17 protein-coding genes and 2 pseudogenes are annotated in these 21672 nt (G+C 40.0%); 18 read left to right on the plus strand and 1 reads right to left on the minus strand.

What is annotated here, in order from left to right; translation table 11 throughout:
* The first annotated feature begins 207 nt into the window (after positions 1-207).
* From ybgC to tolB, 5 genes are all read left to right on the plus strand, one after another.
* The gene (gene ybgC, locus ACFINI_RS03040) at positions 208-648 is read left to right on the plus strand and encodes a tol-pal system-associated acyl-CoA thioesterase (RefSeq protein WP_375645659.1); all 441 of its coding nucleotides are present in this window, start codon (positions 208-210) and stop codon (positions 646-648) included.
* A gap of 1689 nt (positions 649-2337) precedes the next feature.
* Positions 2338-3051, plus strand: coding sequence for a protein TolQ (gene tolQ, locus ACFINI_RS03045; protein ID WP_375611760.1), 714 nt, complete (start codon positions 2338-2340; stop codon positions 3049-3051).
* 15 nt (positions 3052-3066) lie between these two features.
* Entirely contained in the window at positions 3067-3519 is a 453-nt protein-coding gene (gene tolR / locus ACFINI_RS03050; protein ID WP_375611761.1) for a protein TolR, read from the plus strand.
* A gap of 107 nt (positions 3520-3626) precedes the next feature.
* On the plus strand, positions 3627-4961 hold the full coding sequence (locus tag ACFINI_RS03055) for a cell envelope biogenesis protein TolA (RefSeq protein WP_375645663.1): 1335 nt from the start codon (positions 3627-3629) through the stop codon (positions 4959-4961).
* Between the two features lie 38 nt (positions 4962-4999).
* Positions 5000-6325 carry a Tol-Pal system beta propeller repeat protein TolB gene (tolB, locus tag ACFINI_RS03060; protein ID WP_375645667.1) on the plus strand — a complete coding sequence of 442 codons (1326 nt, stop codon included), beginning with the start codon at positions 5000-5002 and terminating at the stop codon, positions 6323-6325.
* 1054 nt (positions 6326-7379) lie between these two features.
* On the opposite strand, the gene ACFINI_RS03065 is transcribed toward tolB, so the two are convergent.
* A complete protein-coding gene (locus tag ACFINI_RS03065) occupies positions 7380-8126 on the minus strand; it encodes a YebC/PmpR family DNA-binding transcriptional regulator (RefSeq protein ID WP_254492472.1) in 747 nt (248 codons plus the stop codon).
* Between the two features lie 368 nt (positions 8127-8494).
* Between ACFINI_RS03065 and ACFINI_RS03070 the strand changes: the two genes are divergently transcribed.
* The 13 genes and pseudogenes from ACFINI_RS03070 to ACFINI_RS03130 all read left to right on the plus strand — a co-directional run bounded on the left by ACFINI_RS03070 (position 8495) and on the right by ACFINI_RS03130 (position 21162).
* Complete coding sequence (locus ACFINI_RS03070; protein WP_375611764.1) at positions 8495-9190, plus strand: DUF1013 domain-containing protein; 696 nt, start codon at positions 8495-8497, stop codon at positions 9188-9190.
* Positions 9191-9196: 6 nt separating this feature from the next.
* Positions 9197-9340, plus strand: coding sequence for a hypothetical protein (locus ACFINI_RS03075; protein WP_375645670.1), 144 nt, complete (start codon positions 9197-9199; stop codon positions 9338-9340).
* Positions 9341-9392: 52 nt separating this feature from the next.
* Positions 9393-9914 (plus strand): peptidoglycan-associated lipoprotein Pal, encoded by a 522-nt coding sequence (gene pal / locus ACFINI_RS03080; RefSeq protein ID WP_375611765.1) that lies wholly within the window; start codon positions 9393-9395, stop codon positions 9912-9914.
* Between the two features lie 52 nt (positions 9915-9966).
* Entirely contained in the window at positions 9967-12132 is a 2166-nt protein-coding gene (locus tag ACFINI_RS03085) for a tol-pal system protein (protein ID WP_375645674.1), read from the plus strand.
* An 18-nt stretch (positions 12133-12150) separates the two neighbouring features.
* Positions 12151-13638 (plus strand): tRNA lysidine(34) synthetase TilS, encoded by a 1488-nt coding sequence (gene tilS, locus ACFINI_RS03090; protein ID WP_375645678.1) that lies wholly within the window; start codon positions 12151-12153, stop codon positions 13636-13638.
* 114 nt (positions 13639-13752) lie between these two features.
* A complete protein-coding gene (gene ftsH / locus ACFINI_RS03095; RefSeq protein WP_375645683.1) occupies positions 13753-15915 on the plus strand; it encodes an ATP-dependent zinc metalloprotease FtsH in 2163 nt (720 codons plus the stop codon).
* A gap of 470 nt (positions 15916-16385) precedes the next feature.
* A complete protein-coding gene (glmM, locus tag ACFINI_RS03100) occupies positions 16386-17759 on the plus strand; it encodes a phosphoglucosamine mutase (RefSeq protein ID WP_375611769.1) in 1374 nt (457 codons plus the stop codon).
* Positions 17760-18027: 268 nt separating this feature from the next.
* Complete coding sequence (locus tag ACFINI_RS03105) at positions 18028-18258, plus strand: MerR family DNA-binding transcriptional regulator (RefSeq protein WP_375611770.1); 231 nt, start codon at positions 18028-18030, stop codon at positions 18256-18258.
* Positions 18213-18649: pseudogene (locus ACFINI_RS03110) on the plus strand (IS607 family transposase). The gene ACFINI_RS03105 and the pseudogene ACFINI_RS03110 overlap by 46 nt, the downstream one beginning before the upstream one ends.
* A gap of 50 nt (positions 18650-18699) precedes the next feature.
* Entirely contained in the window at positions 18700-18840 is a 141-nt protein-coding gene (locus ACFINI_RS03115; protein ID WP_375611780.1) for a helix-turn-helix domain-containing protein, read from the plus strand.
* A 23-nt stretch (positions 18841-18863) separates the two neighbouring features.
* The gene (locus tag ACFINI_RS03120; RefSeq protein WP_375645687.1) at positions 18864-19841 is read left to right on the plus strand and encodes an RNA-guided endonuclease InsQ/TnpB family protein; all 978 of its coding nucleotides are present in this window, start codon (positions 18864-18866) and stop codon (positions 19839-19841) included.
* Between the two features lie 649 nt (positions 19842-20490).
* Positions 20491-20736, plus strand: a pseudogene (locus ACFINI_RS03125) (HigA family addiction module antitoxin).
* Positions 20737-21024: 288 nt separating this feature from the next.
* The gene (locus tag ACFINI_RS03130) at positions 21025-21162 is read left to right on the plus strand and encodes a type II toxin-antitoxin system RelB/DinJ family antitoxin (RefSeq protein ID WP_375645691.1); all 138 of its coding nucleotides are present in this window, start codon (positions 21025-21027) and stop codon (positions 21160-21162) included.
* Positions 21163-21672 lie beyond the last annotated feature (510 nt).

A 21672-nucleotide genomic window follows, 5' to 3' on the forward strand; every position in this document is an offset into this window, starting at 1 on the left:
CTCTTTATTAAAAGAAACTATGTGAATATTTTATAGCAAGGTCATAAAATACAAGAGACGTGCCTTCTTTTAGCATATTCTGGCTAAAAAGGTTTGGCACTATATTAAAGATTTTTTGCTTTTCACAACTTCAACACAAAAATGTGTTCAATCTTTTGATTGATAGATAATTTGCTATATTAGATGATTTTATGGGATATGAAGTCGATGACAGAAATAACACCTTTTAAGAGCAATCATACAAACGCTTTTCATAATTTTCAGGTCCGCGTTTATGTTGCGGATACAGATTTTTCCGGTGTAGTTTATCATGCGCGTTATCTTGAGTTTTTTGAACGAGGACGTTCAGAGTTTTTACGCGATACCGGTTTTAATAATAAGATGTTAGCAGCAGGGGGTGAGGGGGAAAAACTATTTTTTGTTGTTCGTCATATGGAAATTAATTTTTCAAGACCCGCTAAAATTGATCATCTTTTAGTCGTTAAAACACGTGTTACTCATATCCAAGGGGCCCGCTTTTTTATGGAGCAATCTATTTTGCATGAGATGACTGCGTTGGTAACAGCCAAAGTTGAAATTGCTCTGATTAATGAGGAGGCAAAACCGCGACGTTTACCCAAAGAGCTTTTTGCAAAAATGCTTGGTTAAAAGTGTTATTCATTGAATTAGCAGTTTCAGGAGAGATCAGCAGATATAAAGTAATCTATAATCTAAGACTATACATTTATCATAGCCTAGATGTTTTCTAACAAGGTTACACGATACAGCAAAAGAAAGCACCTCTGCTACAATAACTACAATAAATTGAAGATGATATCCCACAAAATTAAACACGCCCTATCCATGTTATGATTCGAAATCAATGTCATATCATCCATTTTCTGCTATAAGCTCAAGATATTTTTCTTTCTTTTGAAGAAAGGTTTGTTGGCATCAGAAAACAGCGAAAAGGTACAAAATATAAAAAAATAAAAATGTATATACCCAGCAACATATTGCAATAAAGGGATAATAAGCTATTAGGTCGAAAATTGTCTTAAAAACACCCAAAGGGTGTTTTTAAGCAATTTGATTTGTTTTTTTACTGGATTGTCATTTGGTCTCACAAGAGCGCGTCTCTCATCCATTTCTATCCATCATGCATAACTTTATGTGCGCTTCTAAGCGTAGTAAATGAGTGAGAGATCAATGTATACAAAGCAGAAATGCATTCTTGCATTTAAAGTTTCAAAAGCATATTATTCTATATAATATATTGACTTAGAAAGATAAATTATCACTTCTTACGGGCACAAACCCTAATAGAGGAAGAGAATAAAATACTTTTATTTCAAATCTGTTCATGTTGAAACAATTAAAATCATTTGCTTATACATCATAAGAGAACAATATAAACCATTGAAAAAATTGTAAAAATGTTCCTTATGGATCATTCTCAATGCAATAATGATCAAATATCGCAAGTGAGCAAAGAGAGCGAAGAAGCCGGTTTTCATGAAGTAAAGATATGAAAAGGCTTTTTTCATGTCACAGAAGCTTGTACGTTATACCATGGTACCAGAGAGATGATAGGCATTGAAAGGGGCTAATTCACAACACAATGAGATTACATGAGACTTACACTAGATTATATAGGACTTATAGGGGGGCCTGGGTGAGGTGCATTGTTGTGAGGCGTTTTAGGGTGGTTTAGTGTCGTTTTTTGTGCCCGATGGTGTGATCTTATTAAAGAATGAGAGAAACAATAGCCTGAGGCAAAGCGTCATCTTTTATGATGATAACATATTTATTTACAATGATAATTCATTGCGTTGTCACTTTCAGATAATTCTGAAACTTGTAAAACTTTTTCTTTTCAAGCTCTATTGCCGCGAATTAATCAAAAACATTTTCTTACATGTCACAAGCGGAGTTGGTGAGTGGGTACAAAAACACTTAAGAAAGGAATAAATGCCTCTTATGAATCTTTTCAAGTGCTAAGACTTATTGCAGCATTTTAAGCTAGAAACGCGTATGATGATTTAGCGTTCTTTTCATAGGCGTAAAGATGGTGGTGCATAATAGATTTTATATCATGCATTTTTATATCTTTTATTTTTATAGCATTTATGGAGAAATCCTGATCGTTATATTTTTCATAAATGCTGTTGTGAAATGAGAGGGGCGTGCATTGAGGGATGTCTCTCGTCATAACTTTTTAAGGAAATTTAAGAAACAAGTCTTGTTTTAGCGCATGGATTTATGTGAGACTAGAGTCTTTACTTAAATTTAGAAACTATAAAATAATCTGTTTTATAAATTTTAAAAATGCATCTTTCATTTAGAGGGACAAAAATTATGCCGCATTTAGAACTAACGAATCCAGAAACAATTGGAATGTTGCATTTGTTTATGCAAGCGAGTTGGATCGTGAAAGGTGTTATGATCGGGTTGCTGCTCGCTTCTATCTGGAGTTGGGCAATTATTTTTGATAAAATTTTTACGTATCGGAGAATACGGCGTGAAATAAAGCAGTTTGAACGCACATTTTGGTCTGGCAAAGCGCTAGAAGATCTTTATGCATCATGCAAAAGTCAACGTACCAATAGTATATCCGCAGTTTTTATGGCAGCAATGGTTGAATGGAAAAAATCTCTTGAAAAAGGGACCCATACATCGAAAAGTTTGCAGAGCAGAATTGATAAGGCTATGGATTTGACGCTGGGACGTGAAAGTGAAAAAATAGAATCAAAATTAAGTTTTCTTGCGACACTGGGATCTGCGGGACCTTTTATCGGACTTTTTGGAACAGTTATTGGTATTATGGAGTCTTTTCTTTCTATTTCAGCTTCTCAAAATACATCACTTGCCATTGTCGCGCCAGGGATTGCAGAAGCGCTTTTGGCAACCGCTATTGGTTTGTTTGCAGCAATTCCAGCTGTTATTGCTTATAACAAGTTGACTCATGAAAGTGCGCGCATCATTGCACAAATAGAAAATTTTGCCGATGAATTTTCAACAATTGTATCGCGGCGTATTGATGAAACACGCACAGCACCTTCCTCTTTATAAAAAGGATCTTATCCCATGGGCTTTTCTGTTGCTTCTTCTTCTCGCAAAAATACACGTAGGCGGCATCATTCACGAAGCCAACTGATGAGTGAGATCAATGTCACTCCTTTTGTGGATGTCATGCTGGTCTTGTTGATTATTTTTATGGTCTCTGCCCCCCTTTTAGTGAACGGTGTTCCTCTAGATTTGCCTCGTAGTCAAGCGGGTCCCGTACGAGCTCAAAAAACACCTCTTACGGTTTCACTTGACGCGCAAGGGCGCTTTGCCATTAATCAAGATTATTATGAAACGTCACAGTCCCTGATTGCACACCTGAAAACTCTTCTGGAAGCAGATGCTACACAAAAAGATCAACGGGTTTTTGTACGGGTTGCTAAAACTGTTGAATATCAGCAAGTATTAAAACTGCTGGCAGATATTCAAAAAGCGGGGTTTTCTCAAGTCGCGTTAGCAAGTTTAGCACAATAAATAATAAGTAATAAAATTGTGCATAACCGGTTGTTTTTAAGATGTTTTTAAAAGAGCATAGAGTGATTAAAAATGAAAAAATGTAAGGCATAAGTAAGGCATAAAGAATGAACAAAGACTCCTATCATAGTATGAAACGAGGCTTGGCTTTATCCCTTGTGGTCCATGTCATTTTTCTCAGTTGGGGAGCTATTCAGTTTACAAGCTCTGTCTCTTTACCACAACCGTTGGAAGCAATTCCCATCACTCTTGCTCCTTTGGTGGACGAGTTTTCTTCTCAACAAGGAGCCGTGAAGGCTCCTATACGTGCAATCCCTGCCGTCAAACCAACTATGCAACCACAAGAGAAAGAAGATGCACGCCATATTGGAGAGGGACAAATAGATAGTCTTGCACCGTTTCAACCAGAGGAAAAGCTGCGTCCCGTTGAAACAGCATCGCCACCATCAAGCGAGAACACGTCAGAAACATTTGCACCCGAACTTACAAAACCAGAATTATTAGAAGCAAAAACAGAGGATGCACCCAAGGTTGCGCCTGAGATGCCTTTGGAGGCACCACCGGAGGATGCGCCCAAGGCTGCACCTGAGATGCCTTTGGAGGCACCACCGGAGGATGCGCCCAAGGTTGCGCCTGAGATGCCTGTGAGAGTACCGGAAGATGAGCCTAAGGTTGCGCCTGAGATGCCTTTGGAGGCACCGGAGGATGCGCCCAAGGTTGCGCCTGAGATGCCTGTGAGAGTACCGGAAGATGAGCCTAAGGTTGCGCTCAAGCCTGCGCACAAAAATGAAGAGATGATATCGCCAAAAGAATTGGCTCCAACGGTCCCAAAAGTACCAGCAGAGCAGATTGTTCATCAAGCGCCCAAAATTGTACTTCCAGAAAAATCTCTTCTTCCACAGTTTAAACCAAAGTTTGACGGAGAATTTCCAAAGAAGAATGAGGCTGCATTGAATCAAAAGACGCCAAAGCTTAACAAGAAAAACCAAGAGAAACAGACCATTGAAGATATTTTAGCTCTGGAGGAAAATAATTTGCTCAATCGTGCGCGGTCACAAGGAGGGGGAGCAAAACGTTCTCATATACCAGAAGCTTTGGGTGCAAGAAAAAATATTAATGATACCACAAAAATGGCACAAACATTGGTCAATATTGCGGGGGGATGTATTCAACAGAAGCTTAAACTTGTGGCGCTTGGCGGCGATTTAAAAAATCGTCCGGTCGTGCGGTTGCGATTTTATTTAGACCGTGAAGGGATGGTTGTGGGCGATCCTATCATTGATCCCGTAAGCGGCCTTGAGAGTCAACAAGCTATTATGATAAGGCAGGTGTATGCTGCTGTCTTTTCATGCCAACCTTATGCAGATCTCCCACGTGATCAATATGATCTATGGGGGCAAGGTTTTGACTTTAATGTTGATCCCCTCCAAGAAATAAGATGATAAACGAGAAAAAAGCGCTTAACGAAAGGACACATTCCATGATGACTATAACGAGACATAAAGTTTTTGCTTGGTTTATTGTCACTTGTGGGGTGTGGCTTTCAAGTATTTCATCGGGTTATGCGCAATTGAAAGGAACTATTTCGAGCGCTGATTTTAATCCCATTCCCATTGCAATTACAGACTTTATTTCCAATGATTCGATTGGGTTGAAAATATCTGCTGTGGTGACAGCCGATCTCGAACGGTCGGGGCTGTTTTTACCGCTTGATAAAGCAAATTTTTTTGAAAACATTTCTAATCCTAATAAACAACCACATTTTGCTTCTTGGCAGAAAATAAAAGCGCAAGGTTTAGTTACTGGGCAAGTCATGAGAGAAATCGATGGACGTTTGAGGGTCGATTTTCGTTTATGGGATGTGTTTGGACAAAGACAATTGAAAGGACGGCGTTTTTATACTGCGACAGAACGTTGGCGGCGTGTGGCACATATGATCGCAGATGAGATCTATAGTGAGATGACAGGAGAAAGTGGTTATTTTGATACACGAATTGTTTTTATCGATGAAACAGGTCCTCAAAATGCACGCATTAAACGTTTAGCAATGATGGATCAAGATGGAGCAAATTTGATTTATATGTCTGATGGAAGTGAATTGGTGCTTACACCGCGGTTTTCACCAAAAAGACAAGAATTGACCTATATGGCTTACGAGGACAATCAAGTACCTCATGTTTATCTCCAACAAATTGAAATGGGGCAAAGAGAGTTGATCGGAACGTTTAATAACATGACAATTGCTCCACGTTTTTCTTCTGATGGACAAAAAGTTATCATGAGTTTGTTACAAAATGATGGGAGTGCCAATCTTTACACTATGGATTTACGAACCCGTACGATGACGCGACTTACAACAACTTCTGCTATTGATACTTCTGCTTCTTATTCACCGGATGGAAAACAAATTGTCTTTTCTTCAGATCGTAGTGGAAAGCCGCAAATCTATAAAATGAATGCGGATGGGAGTGATATTCAGCGTATTTCTTCAAACGATGGGAGTTATTCAACACCTATTTGGTCTCCACGGGGTGACTATATCGCCTTTACAAAACAATTAAGCGGACAATTTTCTATCGGTGTTATGCGCCCTGATGGACAAGGAGAACGAATTTTAACCACAGGGTTTCACAATGAAGGACCAACGTGGGCCCCTAATGGTCGTGTGCTGATGTTCTTTCGCAAAAATCCCGGTATGGGACCAAAAATTTATACGATTGATATTACGGGTCGCAATGAACGTCAATTACCCACCCCCAATGATGCTTCAGATCCAGCATGGTCGCCTTTGCTCAATGTACAGTAAAACAAAATGCTTAAAAACAGAGTATAGAAGGAATACAGTCTCAAGTTTAAACAATCTCAATAGTTTTTTAATTATTTAAAAGAAGGAATTGATTATAGTGGGTATGGGGAGTTATGTAGATTTCATCTATCATCTATGGTTGTTGATCGATAATGGAATTTCCTTGGGGGAAAATGCTTAAAAAAATTCAAAACAAGACCTTGAAAAAATAGAGTCGAAAATTCTGAGGTCTCTAGAGTTCAACTTTTTATTCAAAGTGTCGCTATATATATTTTTTTAAACTTCTTCTTCGATTTTGTTTGTGAAGAGTCCTCTTGTCAGGGGGGCTGTTGCTCTCTGATGTGTTTTATTCAAGTACGCGGTTGTTTTAGATCTGAATATTGATTGATTGGTAAGAGCAAAAGGACAGATTTTTAAGATAAATGACGTTATTTTAGAAATATACGATGCCATAAAGTCAAAAATTTATCTGCAACGGATTAGAGAGATGTACCGGCTTTTTGTACAATACTTTGCTAAACAATCAGCTCTGGCTTTCCATTTGCTTATTTTTATTCTGTGATGTTGTAAAAACACTGCCCTTTGAGGTGTGGGGATATAGGGCGTATAAACCTCCTTGATATATTCTAAGTGTTTTTTAAGTGCGTAGCGAATATTTAGGGGAGTGTATGTTTGTTGAGCCTTAAGTTTCAAGTGAATTTTATGAGTGATTCGTCATAGGAATACGTCAAGAAACCCCTAATTGTTTAGAGGCTAGATCATTTCATTACTTGAGAGCGGAGAGAGGAGGTTAATCTTAAAGAACAAAAAGATCAAATAGAGAGGAATATAGGGATAATCTTTGGGGCATGTAAGAAAGGCGTGAGGCTACAGAGTTTTGTATGCTTTCTTTTTGGGATTATGTTTTCTGAAATTAATTGCGGTTTTCTTGTTGCACTGACAGCTTTTCCCCGCTATTGACGCGGGGCTTTTATATATGCGGATAAAGAGGAGAGGTGACAGATGCTTTTGAAGCCCTCATGCATGAAGAGAGGGCTTATGCAAATGATGGGAATTATACAGACAATTTTGCCAAAATCTCATCACTGACATCAAAATTTGCATAAACATTTTGCACATCATCATCTTCTTCTAATGTTGAAATTAGTCGTAAAACGGACAAAGCTTTTTCTTCATCTATTGGTGCAAGGGTGGTGGCTTTCCAAATCGTTTTAATCGATTCTGCTTCACCAAGTTTTGCTTCAAGTGTTTTGGAAACTTCACCAATATCTTCAAATGCGCAGGTAATATGATGTCCGGTTTCTTCTGATTGCACATCTTCGGCACCGGCTTCAATTGCTGCATCCATGATGTTATCGGCTGTTCCTGCTTCTGGCTTATAGATTATTTCACCAATCCGATTAAACATGAAACTGACCGATCCTGTTTCCCCTAAGGCTCCTCCTGATTTTGTGAAGGCGGCGCGCACATTTGAAGCGGTGCGGTTGCGGTTATCAGTTAAAGCTTCAACAATGACGGCAACGCCGCCTGGTCCATAGCCCTCATAGCGTACTTCATCATAATTTTCGACATCGGCGCCTGACGCTTTTTTAATTGCGCGTTCAATATTATCTTTCGGCATCGATTGTGCTTTGGCATTTTGAACAGCCAGCCTTAAACGTGGATTCATGGCTGGATCAGGAGCACCTTGTTTTGCTGCTACGGTAATTTCGCGCGCAAGCTTAGAAAATATTTTCGAGCGCATTGCATCTTGACGCCCTTTACGGTGCATAATATTCTTAAATTGTGAATGGCCTGCCATAGTTTTCCTTCCTATTTGAGGGCTTTTTTGCCAGTTGGATACTCCTTAGAATTTAAGGCGATAAAGCACGCATCCCACCAGAATAAATGTGCCACAGCATGAGGTGAAATAATCGAATAAACCCTTTATAAGAAAATTCATCTTAAAGGTAAAGACACCTTAGTTGAGGATCATTACAAGAGAGATCTCTTGTCGTTGAGCAAAAATAACGCTATAACAGAATGTAATCTCATAGCAAAATGGTTTATTCCATGCCGCGCTTTGTTTTAGGAGTGGTTGGAGAGACCTAAACATATAAAAAAGTTCCAGTGCTCTTGAGTGGGCGGTAACCTGCCTCATAGAAGAGGCGCAGAAGAGGATTTATAAAAATGGCAACGCAACTTTTGATGCCCAAAGCAACAGCTGTTTGGTTGGTTGATAATACAGCTCTTTCTTTTGATCAGATTGCAGAATTTTGTAAATTGCATGTCTTGGAAGTAAAAGCTATTGCCGATGGTGATGCGGCTTATGGTATTAAAGGTTTAGATCCGATTAGTTCTGGGCAATTGACGCGCAGTGAAATTGCACGGGTGGAGGCTGATCAAAACGCACGATTGAAAATTTCTCAATCGAGGGTGCATATTCCTGAAAAAAAACGTAAAGGGGCGCGCTATATCCCTCTTTCTCGACGCCAAGATCGTCCCAATGGTATCCTATGGTTGGTTACGAACCATCCCGAGTTGAAAGATGCACAAATTGCACGGTTGATTGGGACAACAAAAGCGACAATTGAACAAATCCGCCTTAGAACCCATTGGAATAGTGCAAATTTGGTTCCTCTTGATCCTGTAGGACTTGGTTTGTGTTCGCAAATCGATTTAGATTTTGAGCTCCAGCGTGCGGCGAAAAATCGTCCTGTTGCAGCAGAAGAAGATAGGTCGTTGCTTCCCGCTTCTGTGACGGAAAACGCTGCTCTAGAGGAAAATGAGAGTGAAGAAAATCTGCATAAGACTTTTGACGCTGATAAAGTTTTTGCAAAGCTGAACGCGCTGCAAAAAAATCGTCAAGATCAAGATGATGCATAAAAAGCCATGACGCATAAGGAAAACATTTCTTATGGAAATGTTAGAGGAATGGCTGAAGAGAAGAAAAATTGGCAGAGACTTAAAAGTAAAAATGAGGATGAAAAAACAGAAAAAATTTCTTCTTCATTAGGAATTAACGGTTATTCTTAAAAATATTTTTAAGAATTGACCCTTCTTTACGAAATTCAAGGAGAAACGGACTATGCGCTCTACCAAAAAAACCATCTCTCATTCCTTAGCTATCCTCTTTCTTTTCTCACTATGCCTGGGTGGGTGTGGCAAAAAAAATGTTGGTGCACTTAACGGTATGAATGGCGCTTATATGAATGATGCTGGTTTGAATCAGGTGTCACCAGGCTCAGGACAAGAATTTACGGTTAATGTGGGTGATCGCGTGTTTTTTGGTCTCGATTCTTCTTCACTTGATGCTGATGCTGAACGTATTTTAACGCGCCAAGCAGAATGGTTGCTTCATTATCCTTATTATTCTATTATGATCGAAGGTCATGCTGATGAGAGGGGAACACGTGAATATAACTTGGCACTTGGACAGCGCCGTGCTGTTGCTGTGCGAAACTATTTGGTGTCTCTTGGTGTGTCCGCACAACGGATTCAAACAATTTCTTACGGAAAAGAAAGACCTGTAGCAGTATGTGATGATATTTCCTGTTGGAATCAAAATCGACGTGCTGTGACAACGTTGAGTGACATGAATAATCATTAAAAAGAAGATTGTTTGTTTCAACTATTCAATAAGCTCTTAAGGGGAAAAAAGAATGTATCGTAAAATCAATTGGAAAACACTCTTTTATATGGGGGTTTTCATAGCTTGTTCTACTTCACTTGTTCAAAGTGCGGCACGAAAGGCTTCCGAATATCCTGCACATGATACGGATAAAGTTGATGCAGTTGATAAGGCAACTGATGACGTGAAGAAAGCACCTGAAGCAGCCGATAAAGCAGCATCTGATGCGGCGGAAAAAGCCACTGACGCTGTTGATAAGGCTGTCGATGCTGTGAAAGAAGCACCTGAAGCAGCTGATAAAGCAGCATCTGATGTGATAGAAAAAGCCACTGACGCTGTTGATAAGGCTGTCGATGCTGTGAAGGAAGCACCTGAAGCAGCTGATAAAGCAGCATCTGATGTGATAGAAAAAGCCACTGACGCTGTTAATAAGGCTGTCGATGCTGTGAAAGAAGCACCTGAAGCAGCTGATAAAGCAGCATCTGATGTGATAGAAAAAGCCACTGACGCTGTTGATAAGGCTGTCGATGCTGTGAAAGAAGCACCTGAAGCAGCTGATAAAGCAGCATCTGATGTGATAGAAAAAGCCACTGACGCTGTTGATAAGGCTGTCGATGCTGTGAAGGAAGCACCTGAAGCAGCTGATAAAGCAGCATCTGATGCGGCGGAAAAAGCCACTGACGCTGTTAATAAGGCTGTTGATGCTGTGAAGGAAGCACCTGAAGCAGCTGATAAAGCAGCATCTGATGCGGCGGAAAAAGCCACTGACGCTGTTAATAAGGCTGTTGATGCTGTGAAAGAAGCACCTGAAGCAGCTGATAAAGCAGCATCTGATGTGATAGAAAAAGCCACTGACGCTGTTGATAAGGCTGTCGATGCTGTGAAGGAAGCACCTGAAGCAGCTGATAAAGCAGCATCTGATGTGATAGAAAAAGCCACTGACGCTGTTAATAAGGCTGTTGATGCTGTGAAGAAAGCACCTGAAGCAGCTGATAAAGCAGCATCTGATGCGGCGGAAAAAGCCACTGACGCTGTTAATAAGGCTGTTGATGCTGTGAAGAAAGCACCTGAAGCAGCTGATAAAGCAGCATCTGATGCGGCGGAAAAAGCCACTGACGCTGTTAATAAGGCTGTTGATGCTGTGAAAGAAGCACCTGAAGCAGCTGATAAAGCAGCATCTGATGTGGAGGAAAAAGCCACTGACGCTGTTGATAAGGCTGTCGATGCAGTGAAGAAAGCACCTGAAGCAGCTGATAAAGCAGCATCTGATGTGGAGGAAAAAGCCACTGACGCTGTTAATAAGGCTGTTGATGCAGTGAAGAAAGCACCTGAAGCAGCCGATAAAGCAGCATCTGATGTGATAGAAAAAGCCACTGACGCTGTTAATAAGGCTGTTGATGCTATGAAGGAAGCACCTGAAGCAGCCGATAAAGCAGCATCTGATGTGGTGGAAAAAGCTACTAGTGTTGCAGAGCACCAAGGGATTATTTTAGAGAATCAACAGGCTTTATTTAAAGATTATGATTTAGATAAGCTTTTGCATAAGATACGAATGGTGCTTGAGCATAACAGTTTAAAAAATGTTAACAAGCAGTTTCACGAGCTTTTTGATACAGAAGCCTCTTCTGTTTATTCTTGTTCTTTTGAAAAGTCTGCTGTAGATGAAAAATCTCAGACTGTAAAAGAAGAGATGGAGCAGGACTATAGTACAGGTGACCAGACAAAGGTTGCTGCTGTGGAAGCTAAGGTGGAGAGCCATGACCATGAAAACAGTCAACCTTTTAACAAAGCGCATGAAGTAAGTGCTCCAATTGAAGCACATCAGAGTGACAATCTTTCTTCTTCTAAAGCTTTGTATAAGGAAGGGTATGATTTTATTCGTTCTGCTAACTATGTTGATGCTGAAAAAAGCTTTTGCGCTTTTCAAAATCGTTACAAAAAAGATCCTTTGAGTGATGATGCTTTATTTTGGTTGGCCGAATCTTTGTTGGGGCAAAAACGCTATCATGAAGCAGCACAAGTTTATCTTACCGCATGGTATGCAGATAAAAAGAAGCTCTATACCTCCGAGATTTTACTGAAATTAGCAAGAAGTATGGTCGCTCTTGAGCCAAATAAAGACGATTGTGCTCATTTTGTGAAAAAATCAAAACGTCAACAAACATTAGCATCTGTTTTTTGTAAACCTGCAAAATAAACAGCGAGGTCGTTTTCGGTGTGCGTTAGACTGGCAAGAAATCTCTTTAAAACATCGGATTTTATTCAATGTCAGAAGTTGATTCTTGCCGTCTCAGGGGGAAGTGATTCTTTGGCTTTGATGTTTTTGGTCAAAGAGCATTTGGAAACACTCGTATTTCCTCCAGAAATGATTGTTGTCACGGTTGATCATCAATTGCGTAAAGAATCGATGCGTGAAGCAGAAACTGTTGCGAAAATTTGTCGTGTCCATGATATTCAACATATCACTGTGCGATGGGAAGGCGAAAAGCCAAAGACGCATATTGCTTCCAGCGCGCGTGTTGCACGCTATGATCTCTTGGTTAAAGAAGCACAAAAACAAGGCGCATCACTTATTATGACGGGGCATACACTCAATGATCAGGTTGAGACCTATCAAATGCGGTATCAACGTCTCCAAAAGAATAGAGGTGCTTTATATAGTGAAGCTGTTGCCATGCGCGATGAGGTTTATGCCAGTGGTTTTGCTGGTATTTTGCGCGGTGAAGCCGAGGGTATACGTGATGAGGATCATACCAGAAAAACAAGAAAAAATATTGCCGAAAAAAACTATGGTCCCCTCTATGAGCGTGGTTTATCCTGTATTCCGCGTGAGGCGCTGTTGCATAGAAAAGTGCGTTTGATTCGGCCACTCCTTGGTGTAAAACGCCAAACATTACGGAATTATTTACGCTTACAAGGACAAACATGGATTGATGATCCAACCAATGAAGATCGCAATTTTGAACGTGTGCGCGTGCGTCAATCTCTTTCTCCACAAAAATTGGCTTATATTGCTCAAAAAATAAATGAAGCCGCATTGCAGCGTCGTCAACACGCGCAAAATATTGCTGATTTGATCTTAGCACTGGATATTACTGTCCAACATGGACGTTGTTTCATAGCAAAGCCTGCGCTATTTTTACAGAAACATTCCAGTTTTCCTTTCGTGGTGGGGCTCTTTGCTGTGCTGATGGGAGGGGGATTTTATTTGCTCCCCAATCAGAAATTAAGCATGCTTGTTCAAAAACTCTGTCTCGATTCTCCAGAAAAGCGGCGTTTTACTTATGCGGGCTCTGTTATTGAATATAACAAGCAGGGAATTTCTTTGTGGCGTGAAGGGCGAAATATGAAAGAGGCTATTGTTGAGCCAGATAAAACTTTTATATGGGATGGGCGCTATCATATCACAAATCATGGATATGAGGCTATAAAGGTTGGAGCCGCAAATTTAGAACAGCTGAAATTTTTATTAAAAAATAGCGATTTTGAGCTTGAAAAGCCTCATTTTCCCTCTTTACAATCGCTGCTGATGATCTCAAATCATAAAGGGTATGATATTCCAGAGTTGATTTCTCAAGCAGTTGTTCATAAACATGTTATCGTCAAGCGGATTATGGCACCTTTCGATTGGCTTTCCTCACGAGAAGATGCAGCCTTGGTGAATGTTGTGGAACCTTTTTTTAATATTGAGGTGAAAAGATAAAGGAAAATTACTCTAAAAGAAAATAAACAGCTTCTCATCCCTTGGCAAGGGGCTGACAAGGTTATATGTTAAGGGGAACTGTTTGAAATCTATATTTGATTAAGTGGGCTGAATATGAATTCCAATTACCGCTCTCTCCTTATTTGGGGAGTTATTGCATTGATTTTGATTGTGTCGTTTTCTCTCTTTAATGGAGATAGCCAACGTTCTGGTGGTGGAGAAGTCTCCTATTCTGAATTTTTGCAAAAAGTTGAGAATAATGAGTTGAAATCTGTGACCATTCAAGGTCAAAAATTAACAGGAAAAACCATTGAACATAGAGCTATTTCAACCTATGCTCCTCGCGATCCAAGTTTGATACAAAAATTGGAAAGCAAAAACGTTAATGTTAAAGCTATTCCTGAAAGCTCTGGAAATAGCATTTTCCTCAATCTCCTCTTTTCCTTATTACCTGTTATTATTATCGTGGGGGCGTGGGTCTTTTTTATGCGGCAAATGCAAAATGGATCACGCGGTGCAATGGGATTTGGGAAATCGAAAGCAAGATTGCTTAATGAAGCGCAAGGACGTATTACCTTTAAAGATGTTGCTGGCGTTGAAGAAGCAAAGCAAGATCTTCAAGAAATTGTTGAATTTTTACGCGAACCACAAAAATTTCAACGCTTAGGGGGGCGTATCCCACGCGGTGTTTTGCTTGTTGGTCCTCCAGGAACCGGTAAAACTTTGCTAGCACGTTCTGTGGCCGGTGAAGCCAATGTGCCATTCTTTACCATTTCAGGGTCTGATTTTGTGGAAATGTTTGTTGGTGTTGGGGCAAGCCGTGTGCGCGATATGTTCGAACAGGCTAAAAAAAATGCACCTTGTATTATCTTTATTGATGAAATCGATGCTGTTGGGCGCCATAGGGGGGCTGGTCTTGGCGGTGGAAACGATGAACGTGAACAGACCTTAAACCAGTTGCTTGTCGAAATGGATGGGTTTGAGCCCAATGAAAGTATTATTCTTATTGCCGCAACAAACCGTCCCGATGTGCTTGATCCCGCTTTGTTAAGACCAGGGCGTTTCGACCGACAAGTTGTTGTGCCAAACCCTGATGTTTCTGGGCGTGAACAAATCTTGAAAGTGCATGTGCGCAACGTGCCTTTAGCGCCTAACGTTGATTTGAAAATTTTGGCAAGGGGAACACCAGGATTTTCCGGTGCAGACCTGATGAATCTGGTCAATGAAGCTGCTCTTATGGCTGCGAGCCGTAATAAAAGAGTTGTCACGATGCAAGAATTCGAAGATGCCAAAGATAAGGTGATGATGGGGGCTGAACGTCGTTCAACCGCTATGACACAAGAGGAAAAAGAACTCACTGCTTATCACGAAGCAGGACATGCTATTGTGGCTCTTAATGTGCCGGTTGCTGATCCTGTTCACAAAGCAACAATCGTTCCAAGGGGAAGAGCATTGGGAATGGTGATGCAATTGCCTGAAGGCGATCGCTATTCTATGAGTTATCGGTGGATGATTTCTCGTTTGGCTATTATGATGGGTGGACGTGTGGCTGAAGAATTAAAGTTTGGAAAGGAAAATATCACATCTGGTGCTTCTTCTGATATTGAACAAGCAACGAAATTAGCTCGCGCGATGATCACACGGTGGGGATTTTCTGATCTGCTTGGAAATGTAGCTTATGGCGATAACCAAGATGAAGTCTTTTTGGGTCATTCTGTTGCGCGAACACAAAATGTCTCTGAAGAAACAGCGCGCATGATTGATATGGAAGTGCGTAAGCTTATTGATGATGCCTATAAAAATGCGACAAACATTTTGAAAACAAAAAGAAAAGAATGGTTTGCTTTGGCACAAGGTTTGTTGGAATATGAGACTTTAACGGGAGCTGAAATTAACGAAGTTATTGCAGGAAAGCCTCCTTCACGCACACAGAAAGATGAGGGTGCTGCGCCACGGGGGTCTTCTGTTCCAAAAACTGGAACGGTCAGAGCAGAGATAACAGTGGTAGATGAAAAAAACGCTGAAGCAGCTCCTAAAATAGTGCCTCATAAAGAAGAGGCCGATAAAGGCAAGGCAGGTAAAGCAGAGGCAGCTGTTGGGAAAAAAACAGCAAAATCCGGTAATGTTGGGCCTAAGGAGGCTCAGTCTAAAGAAGTGCAATCGGATGAGACTGAGAAAAAAGCACAAAGCACAAAAGGCACCACAAAATCAGTCAACCGCTCTAAAAGTAATGCTGAAAAGAAGTCCAATACTGCGGGACATGATAAAGAAAAATAAGAACTGTTTAATATCGCTTGAGTGACGATGTTTTAGGAAAACTTCTAAATTCTTTGAGAAAGGCGCAAGTTTTGTTTGCGCCTTTCTTGTAATATTTGCAAAAATATGGAAGCAAAAAATTAAGCAAAGCCGTTGTATGATGGCGGCTTTAGCATGCTACAAGGCGAGGTGGACTGTTGCTTTTCTAATGTGGTAGGGGGTTGTAAGGTTAGGCGATAGATTTCCTTGCTGATTTGGTAGGGTGTGAGGTTTGGTGCTGGGTTTCTTTACGGATTTAGCAAGTGTGTGAAATTATCCGTTGGTTGTGTTAAAGGGATGTATAGAGCATTTTGAGGAGATAATATTGCTTTTATGTGTGAGGGTGTAAACATAATTGCTTGAGAGTGGTTTAGATGTGTAGATGGTGAAGGGGGCTTGTTAGGATTTTAAGGAAAAGCCAAGGGAAGAATTATATATTAAAGGAAAGAGGCATGGTGCAAAAATATTTTGGTACAGATGGAATTCGGGGGAAAGCCAATTCATTTCCTATGACACCCGATTTTGCCATGAAGGTGGGGATGGCTGTAGGGGTTTTATTTCGCTCACAACATCAATCTCATCGTGTGGTGATTGGCAAGGATACACGATTATCTGGCTATATGTTGGAAAACGCTTTGGTTTCAGGATTGACTGCTGCGGGGATGGAAGCTTTTTTATTGGGTCCAGTGCCAACCCCTGCTGTTGCAATGCTTTGCCGCTCTTTGCGCGCGGATCTTGGGGTGATGATTTCTGCTTCTCATAATCCGTTCTATGATAATGGAATTAAACTTTTTGGTCCTGATGGTTTTAAGCTTTCAGATGATATGGAAGCGAAAATTGAACAATTGATCGATACAGATCTTTCAAAGTCTTTAGCAAGTTCTGCCGAAATTGGTTATGCAAAACGGGTTGAGGGAGATATTTATCGTTATATTGAATATGCCAAACGAACTTTGCCGCGTGATGTTCGCTTAGATACTGTGCGTATTGTTGTGGATTGTGCCAATGGGGCTACTTATAAAGCGGCTCCCCGTGCTTTATGGGAATTGGGGGCTGAGGTTTTTGCTATTCATGATGAACCCAATGGGACCAATATTAATCAAAAATGTGGATCAACCGATTTAAGCTCTTTAAAACGAAAAGTGCATGAAGTGCGTGCTGATGTGGGGATTGCTCTTGATGGAGATGGAGATCGAGTTCTCATTGTTGATGAAAAAGCACAAACGGTTGATGGAGATCAGTTAATTGCTGTAATTGCTGAAAATTGGCATAAAATGGGACGATTACGGTGCAATGGTGTTGTCACAACGATTATGTCAAATCTTGGACTAGAGCGTTTCTTGAATAGCAAAGGGTTGCACCTTGTAAGGACAAAAGTTGGAGATCGTTATGTTGTCGATGCCATGCGCCAAAAGGGATATAATGTTGGTGGTGAGGCTTCTGGCCATATCGTGCTTAGTGATTTTGGTACCACGGGTGATGGCTTGGTGGCTGCATTGCAGATTTTAGCCTGTATGAAGGAAAGTCAAAGCCCTATGAGCCAATTGTGTAAACGGTTTGAACCTGTACCGCAAATTTTAAAAAATGTAACGATTAAAAATAAAAATGTCTTGAAAAAAAATCCCGTCAAAGCGGCCATTGATCAAGCAGAGAAGCGGTTAGGAAAAGAGGCACGGCTGGTGATCCGCGCTTCTGGAACTGAGCCGGTTATCCGCCTTATGGCTGAAGGCGATGCACGAGAAGTATTGGACACTGTCGTGACAGAGTTGATGGATGTTATTATTCATCATGATGTACGCATGGGGACTGCACTTGAGGAATCTTGAATTTTTTGAAAAAATTATCAGATCATCTTTGAATAAAGGTCTGATTTTAATGCGGGATTTTGGCAATTACAAAAGGAAAGTCCAATTCTAATAACTACAATGCGTATAGATTTCTCTATAGTTCGTAAGATATAAAAAATATGCCTTTTTTTGATTTTCCTTTTTCTTTTACTTATTCGTAAATCGGTTATTAGTTTAACAGAGTTTGTAGTGGGGGGCTTTAACAGCTTATTTGTAATCTATTTATATCTGTGTAATAATATACATTATGGATAGATTTATTGGGATAGGTAAGGCCGCTCAAGTTTTGGGTGTTTCGATCAGCACTCTACGCCGTTGGGAATGTGAAGACAAAATTATTTCTGAGCACACGGCAGGAGGTCACCGCCGTTATGACCTATCTAGGCTTAGACCTGAGCTTTTCATTCGAGAGAACTATCACAAAGAAAAACCATTGCTTATGCGCGTGTATCGAGCCATGATCAAAAAGACGATTTAGAGCGACAAAAACAGGTTCTCGAGCTTTATTGCGCAAGCCAAGGTGGACTTATGAACTCATCTCTGATTTAGGGTCAGGGATGAATTATCGTAAAAAAGGTCTTAAACGTTTGTTGGATGCTCTCATTGAAAATGAAATAGGTCGTTTGGTGATTACGCATAAAGATCGTTTATTGCGCTTTGGTGCGGAATTGGTCTTCGCCATTTGTGAAGCCAAACAAGTTGAGGTTGTCATTCTCAATCAAGGAGAAGAAAGCAGTTTTGAAGAAGATTTAGCCAAAGATGTTTTAGAAATTATTACTGTCTTCAGTGCTCGTCTTTATGGAAGTCGTTCGAGAAAAAATCAAAAGTTATTAGAGAATGTTCGTCAAGCTGTAGAAGCATCGCAATGATTGTTGCTCACAAAATAGCTCTAGACTTAAACAATAAACAACGAAGCTACATGGCTCGAGCCAGTGGTTGCGCGCGCTTTGCTTATAATTGGGCACTGAAGGAATGGCAGCAGCAATATGAAGCATGGAAGAAAGATAATAATTTACAAAGCCTAATGACTATGCGCTACGTAGACAATTCAATTCTCTAAAACGAGAACAATTTCCATGGATAATGGAAGTCACTAAAAATGCTCCACAAATGGCAATTATTCAATTGGGTATGGCTTTTAAGAATTTCTTTTCAGGAAGAAGCCGATATCCCACTTTGAGAAAGAAAGGAGTGCACGATCGTTTTACTTTAACCAATGATCAAGTACAGTTGCAAGGTTCCAAGATAAGAATTCCCAAACTTGGTTGGGTTCGTCTGCGAGAACAATTGCGATTTCAAGGAAAGATCTTGTCAGTAACCATTAGCCGTAAAGCGGATCGGTGGTTTGTAAGTCTTAGCGTTGAAACCAATAATCAAGAGCCACTGAGCGAGAACCAAGCTATTGTTGGTCTTGATTTGGGCGTCAATGCACTTGCAACGCTTTCGACAGGAGAAACCATAAGAAGCGTTAAACCTTATAAGGCTTTGCTAAATCGTTTACGACGCTTATCACGAAAGCTAAGCCGTAAGCAAAAAGGCTCGAGCAATCGTTATAAGGAGAAACAAAAACTCGCTAAGCTTCATGCACGAATAAGTAATATCAGAACAGATCATTTGCATAAGGTTACAACAGATTTAATTCAGCGTTTTGGTACATTTTGTCTGGAAGATCTTCATGTAAAAGGTTTGCTGAAAAATCAGCATTTATCGCGTGCCCTTGCAGATCAAAGTTTTTTCGAGTTTCGCCGTCAATTGGAATATAAGGCGGCACGTTATGGTCGACAGATTGTTATTGCAGATCGTTGGTATGCGAGCAGTAAGATCTGCCATCATTGCGGATGTAAGATTGAACAATTACCTCTTAGCATACGTGAGTGGAGATGTTCTCATTGTGGTACGAACCATGATAGAGACATTAATGCCGCGATTAATTTAAAAAACTTGGCGGTGAGTTCCACCGTGTCAGCCTGTGGAGAGGAATGCTCTGGGCAATGTCCTGTGACTTTGGTGAAACCAGCCTCGAAGAAGCAGGAAATCAACAGTATATTTAATCAGAAATGATTATATTTACATAAGTTTGATAGAACGGGAGTTTAAGTGTTATTCATTCTTTTTACTCGATATACAGCGGGTGCAGCGCCTCATGAACATCAAACAGCAATGGTCATTGTGGTTATATCATCTTGATGTTTCTAAGTGCCGCTGCCAATTGGAGATATGATACGCTCCTATTACGTTTAGCTCCTCCTAATTATGAACTTATACTTTTCCAATAATTAGTAGAATAATGAGAAAGAGATGAGAATGAGCAATTTTTTCACGACAGTTCTAATGTTTATAAAGTAAAAAAAGCCGTGTGATGTAAAAATAATGAACATTTTTTGTATCTTGGAAGGGTACACTCTATATTCATTTACAATTTTAAGATTTAAACATAAAAGGATTGAAGCCTTCTATAATACTGGTACGACTGAAGGGATTAGAACCGCCCATGCTCAAAAATTAAAGCGTATTCTAAGTGCTCTTGAAGGAGATGTATCGCCAAAAGATTTGAGTTATCCATCCTTTTAATTACATCTGCTAAAGGGTGATTTCAAGGATTATTAGTCAATTACTGTAAATGGAAATTGTTGCGTAATATTTCGCTTTGATAGCATAGATGTGGAAATGGTTGATTATCTGGATTGTCATCAAAAAGCAGGTCTAAACAATGATGAAGAATCCTTCACATCCCAGTGAATTATTGCGAGAAGATGTGATCAAAGAGCTTGGTTTATCCTTTAATGAAGCAGCAGAGTAGCTTGGTATATCTCGTGTAGCACTTTCTAGAGTTTTAAATGGAAAAGCCGCTATGAGTGCTAATCTTGCTATTAGGCTTGAAATGTCTGGTGTAAGCACAGCACGTGCTTGGCTTGCTATGCAAACAAATTATGATCTATCAAAAAAAAATCCTTAACAACAGTCCCATGATCAAGATTGCATAAAAGAGTTTCAAATGGCAGTTAAGTTTTTGCAACAGAGACAACAGGAGAAAATCAATGCAATAGCGCGTGCAAGATCAATAGATATGATACGGTAAGGGCAAGGATAAAGCCTTATGCTGTATAAGCCCTATTAAGCCATATGACAAAAGAGAGCTAATCAAAAGAGTTTAATATGGGTGTGACAAAAGACGTTGTACGAACCCACATGATAGGACGTAAAAAAAGAAGCTGGTGAAATATTAGCAAGTTTAGGACTTACGGTGTCTGATTTCATACGAATTTCTTTAGCTAAAGTTGTTGATGAAAGAGGATTGCCGTTTGATATGTATATTCCTCATGCGAAAACGCTTAAACTTTTGAGAAAAGTGACAAGGGTTAAGAGAAGTGACAAGGGTTAAGAGATATAGCTGAAGATAGGTAAGATTTGTTTTGTCATTTGGATATTTGATATTTCTGATCATTCACTTCAAATTAGCTTTTCATTTACATCATTATCGTTATGGGTGTTTTCCGTATATTGAATGATGTATGCAAACCGTGATTGAAATGGCAGCTTATTGAATTTCTGTGAAAGAAGAAGGCATATCGCCTGAATAATTATTTGATATTGTTTCTTTTATTGCTACTCATTCAGATGTTGGTGGTTTTATGCAAGGAATGAGGTGAAGCCAAGGAAAGTTAGGTTTAAAAGCATAAGAGTAAAAGTGGGGGATATAAGGTTATATCCTTTTGGGGTGGTCAAAATATTCCGGTGTTGATCGAAGATATTTACAGTCAATCATCTTGAGGTAATTTGACAAAATCAGAGAGGAATGCATTGAAGAAAAATTTAACTGCGCCTTGATGAATATCGAAAAGAATAATAATGGATAAGGCACATAAAGCAGGACCTCGTATATTAAAAGGTG

Source organism: Bartonella sp. AA56HLJMS (assembly GCF_042197145.1).
In the GTDB taxonomy this organism is placed as follows: Bacteria; Pseudomonadota; Alphaproteobacteria; order Rhizobiales; family Rhizobiaceae; genus Bartonella.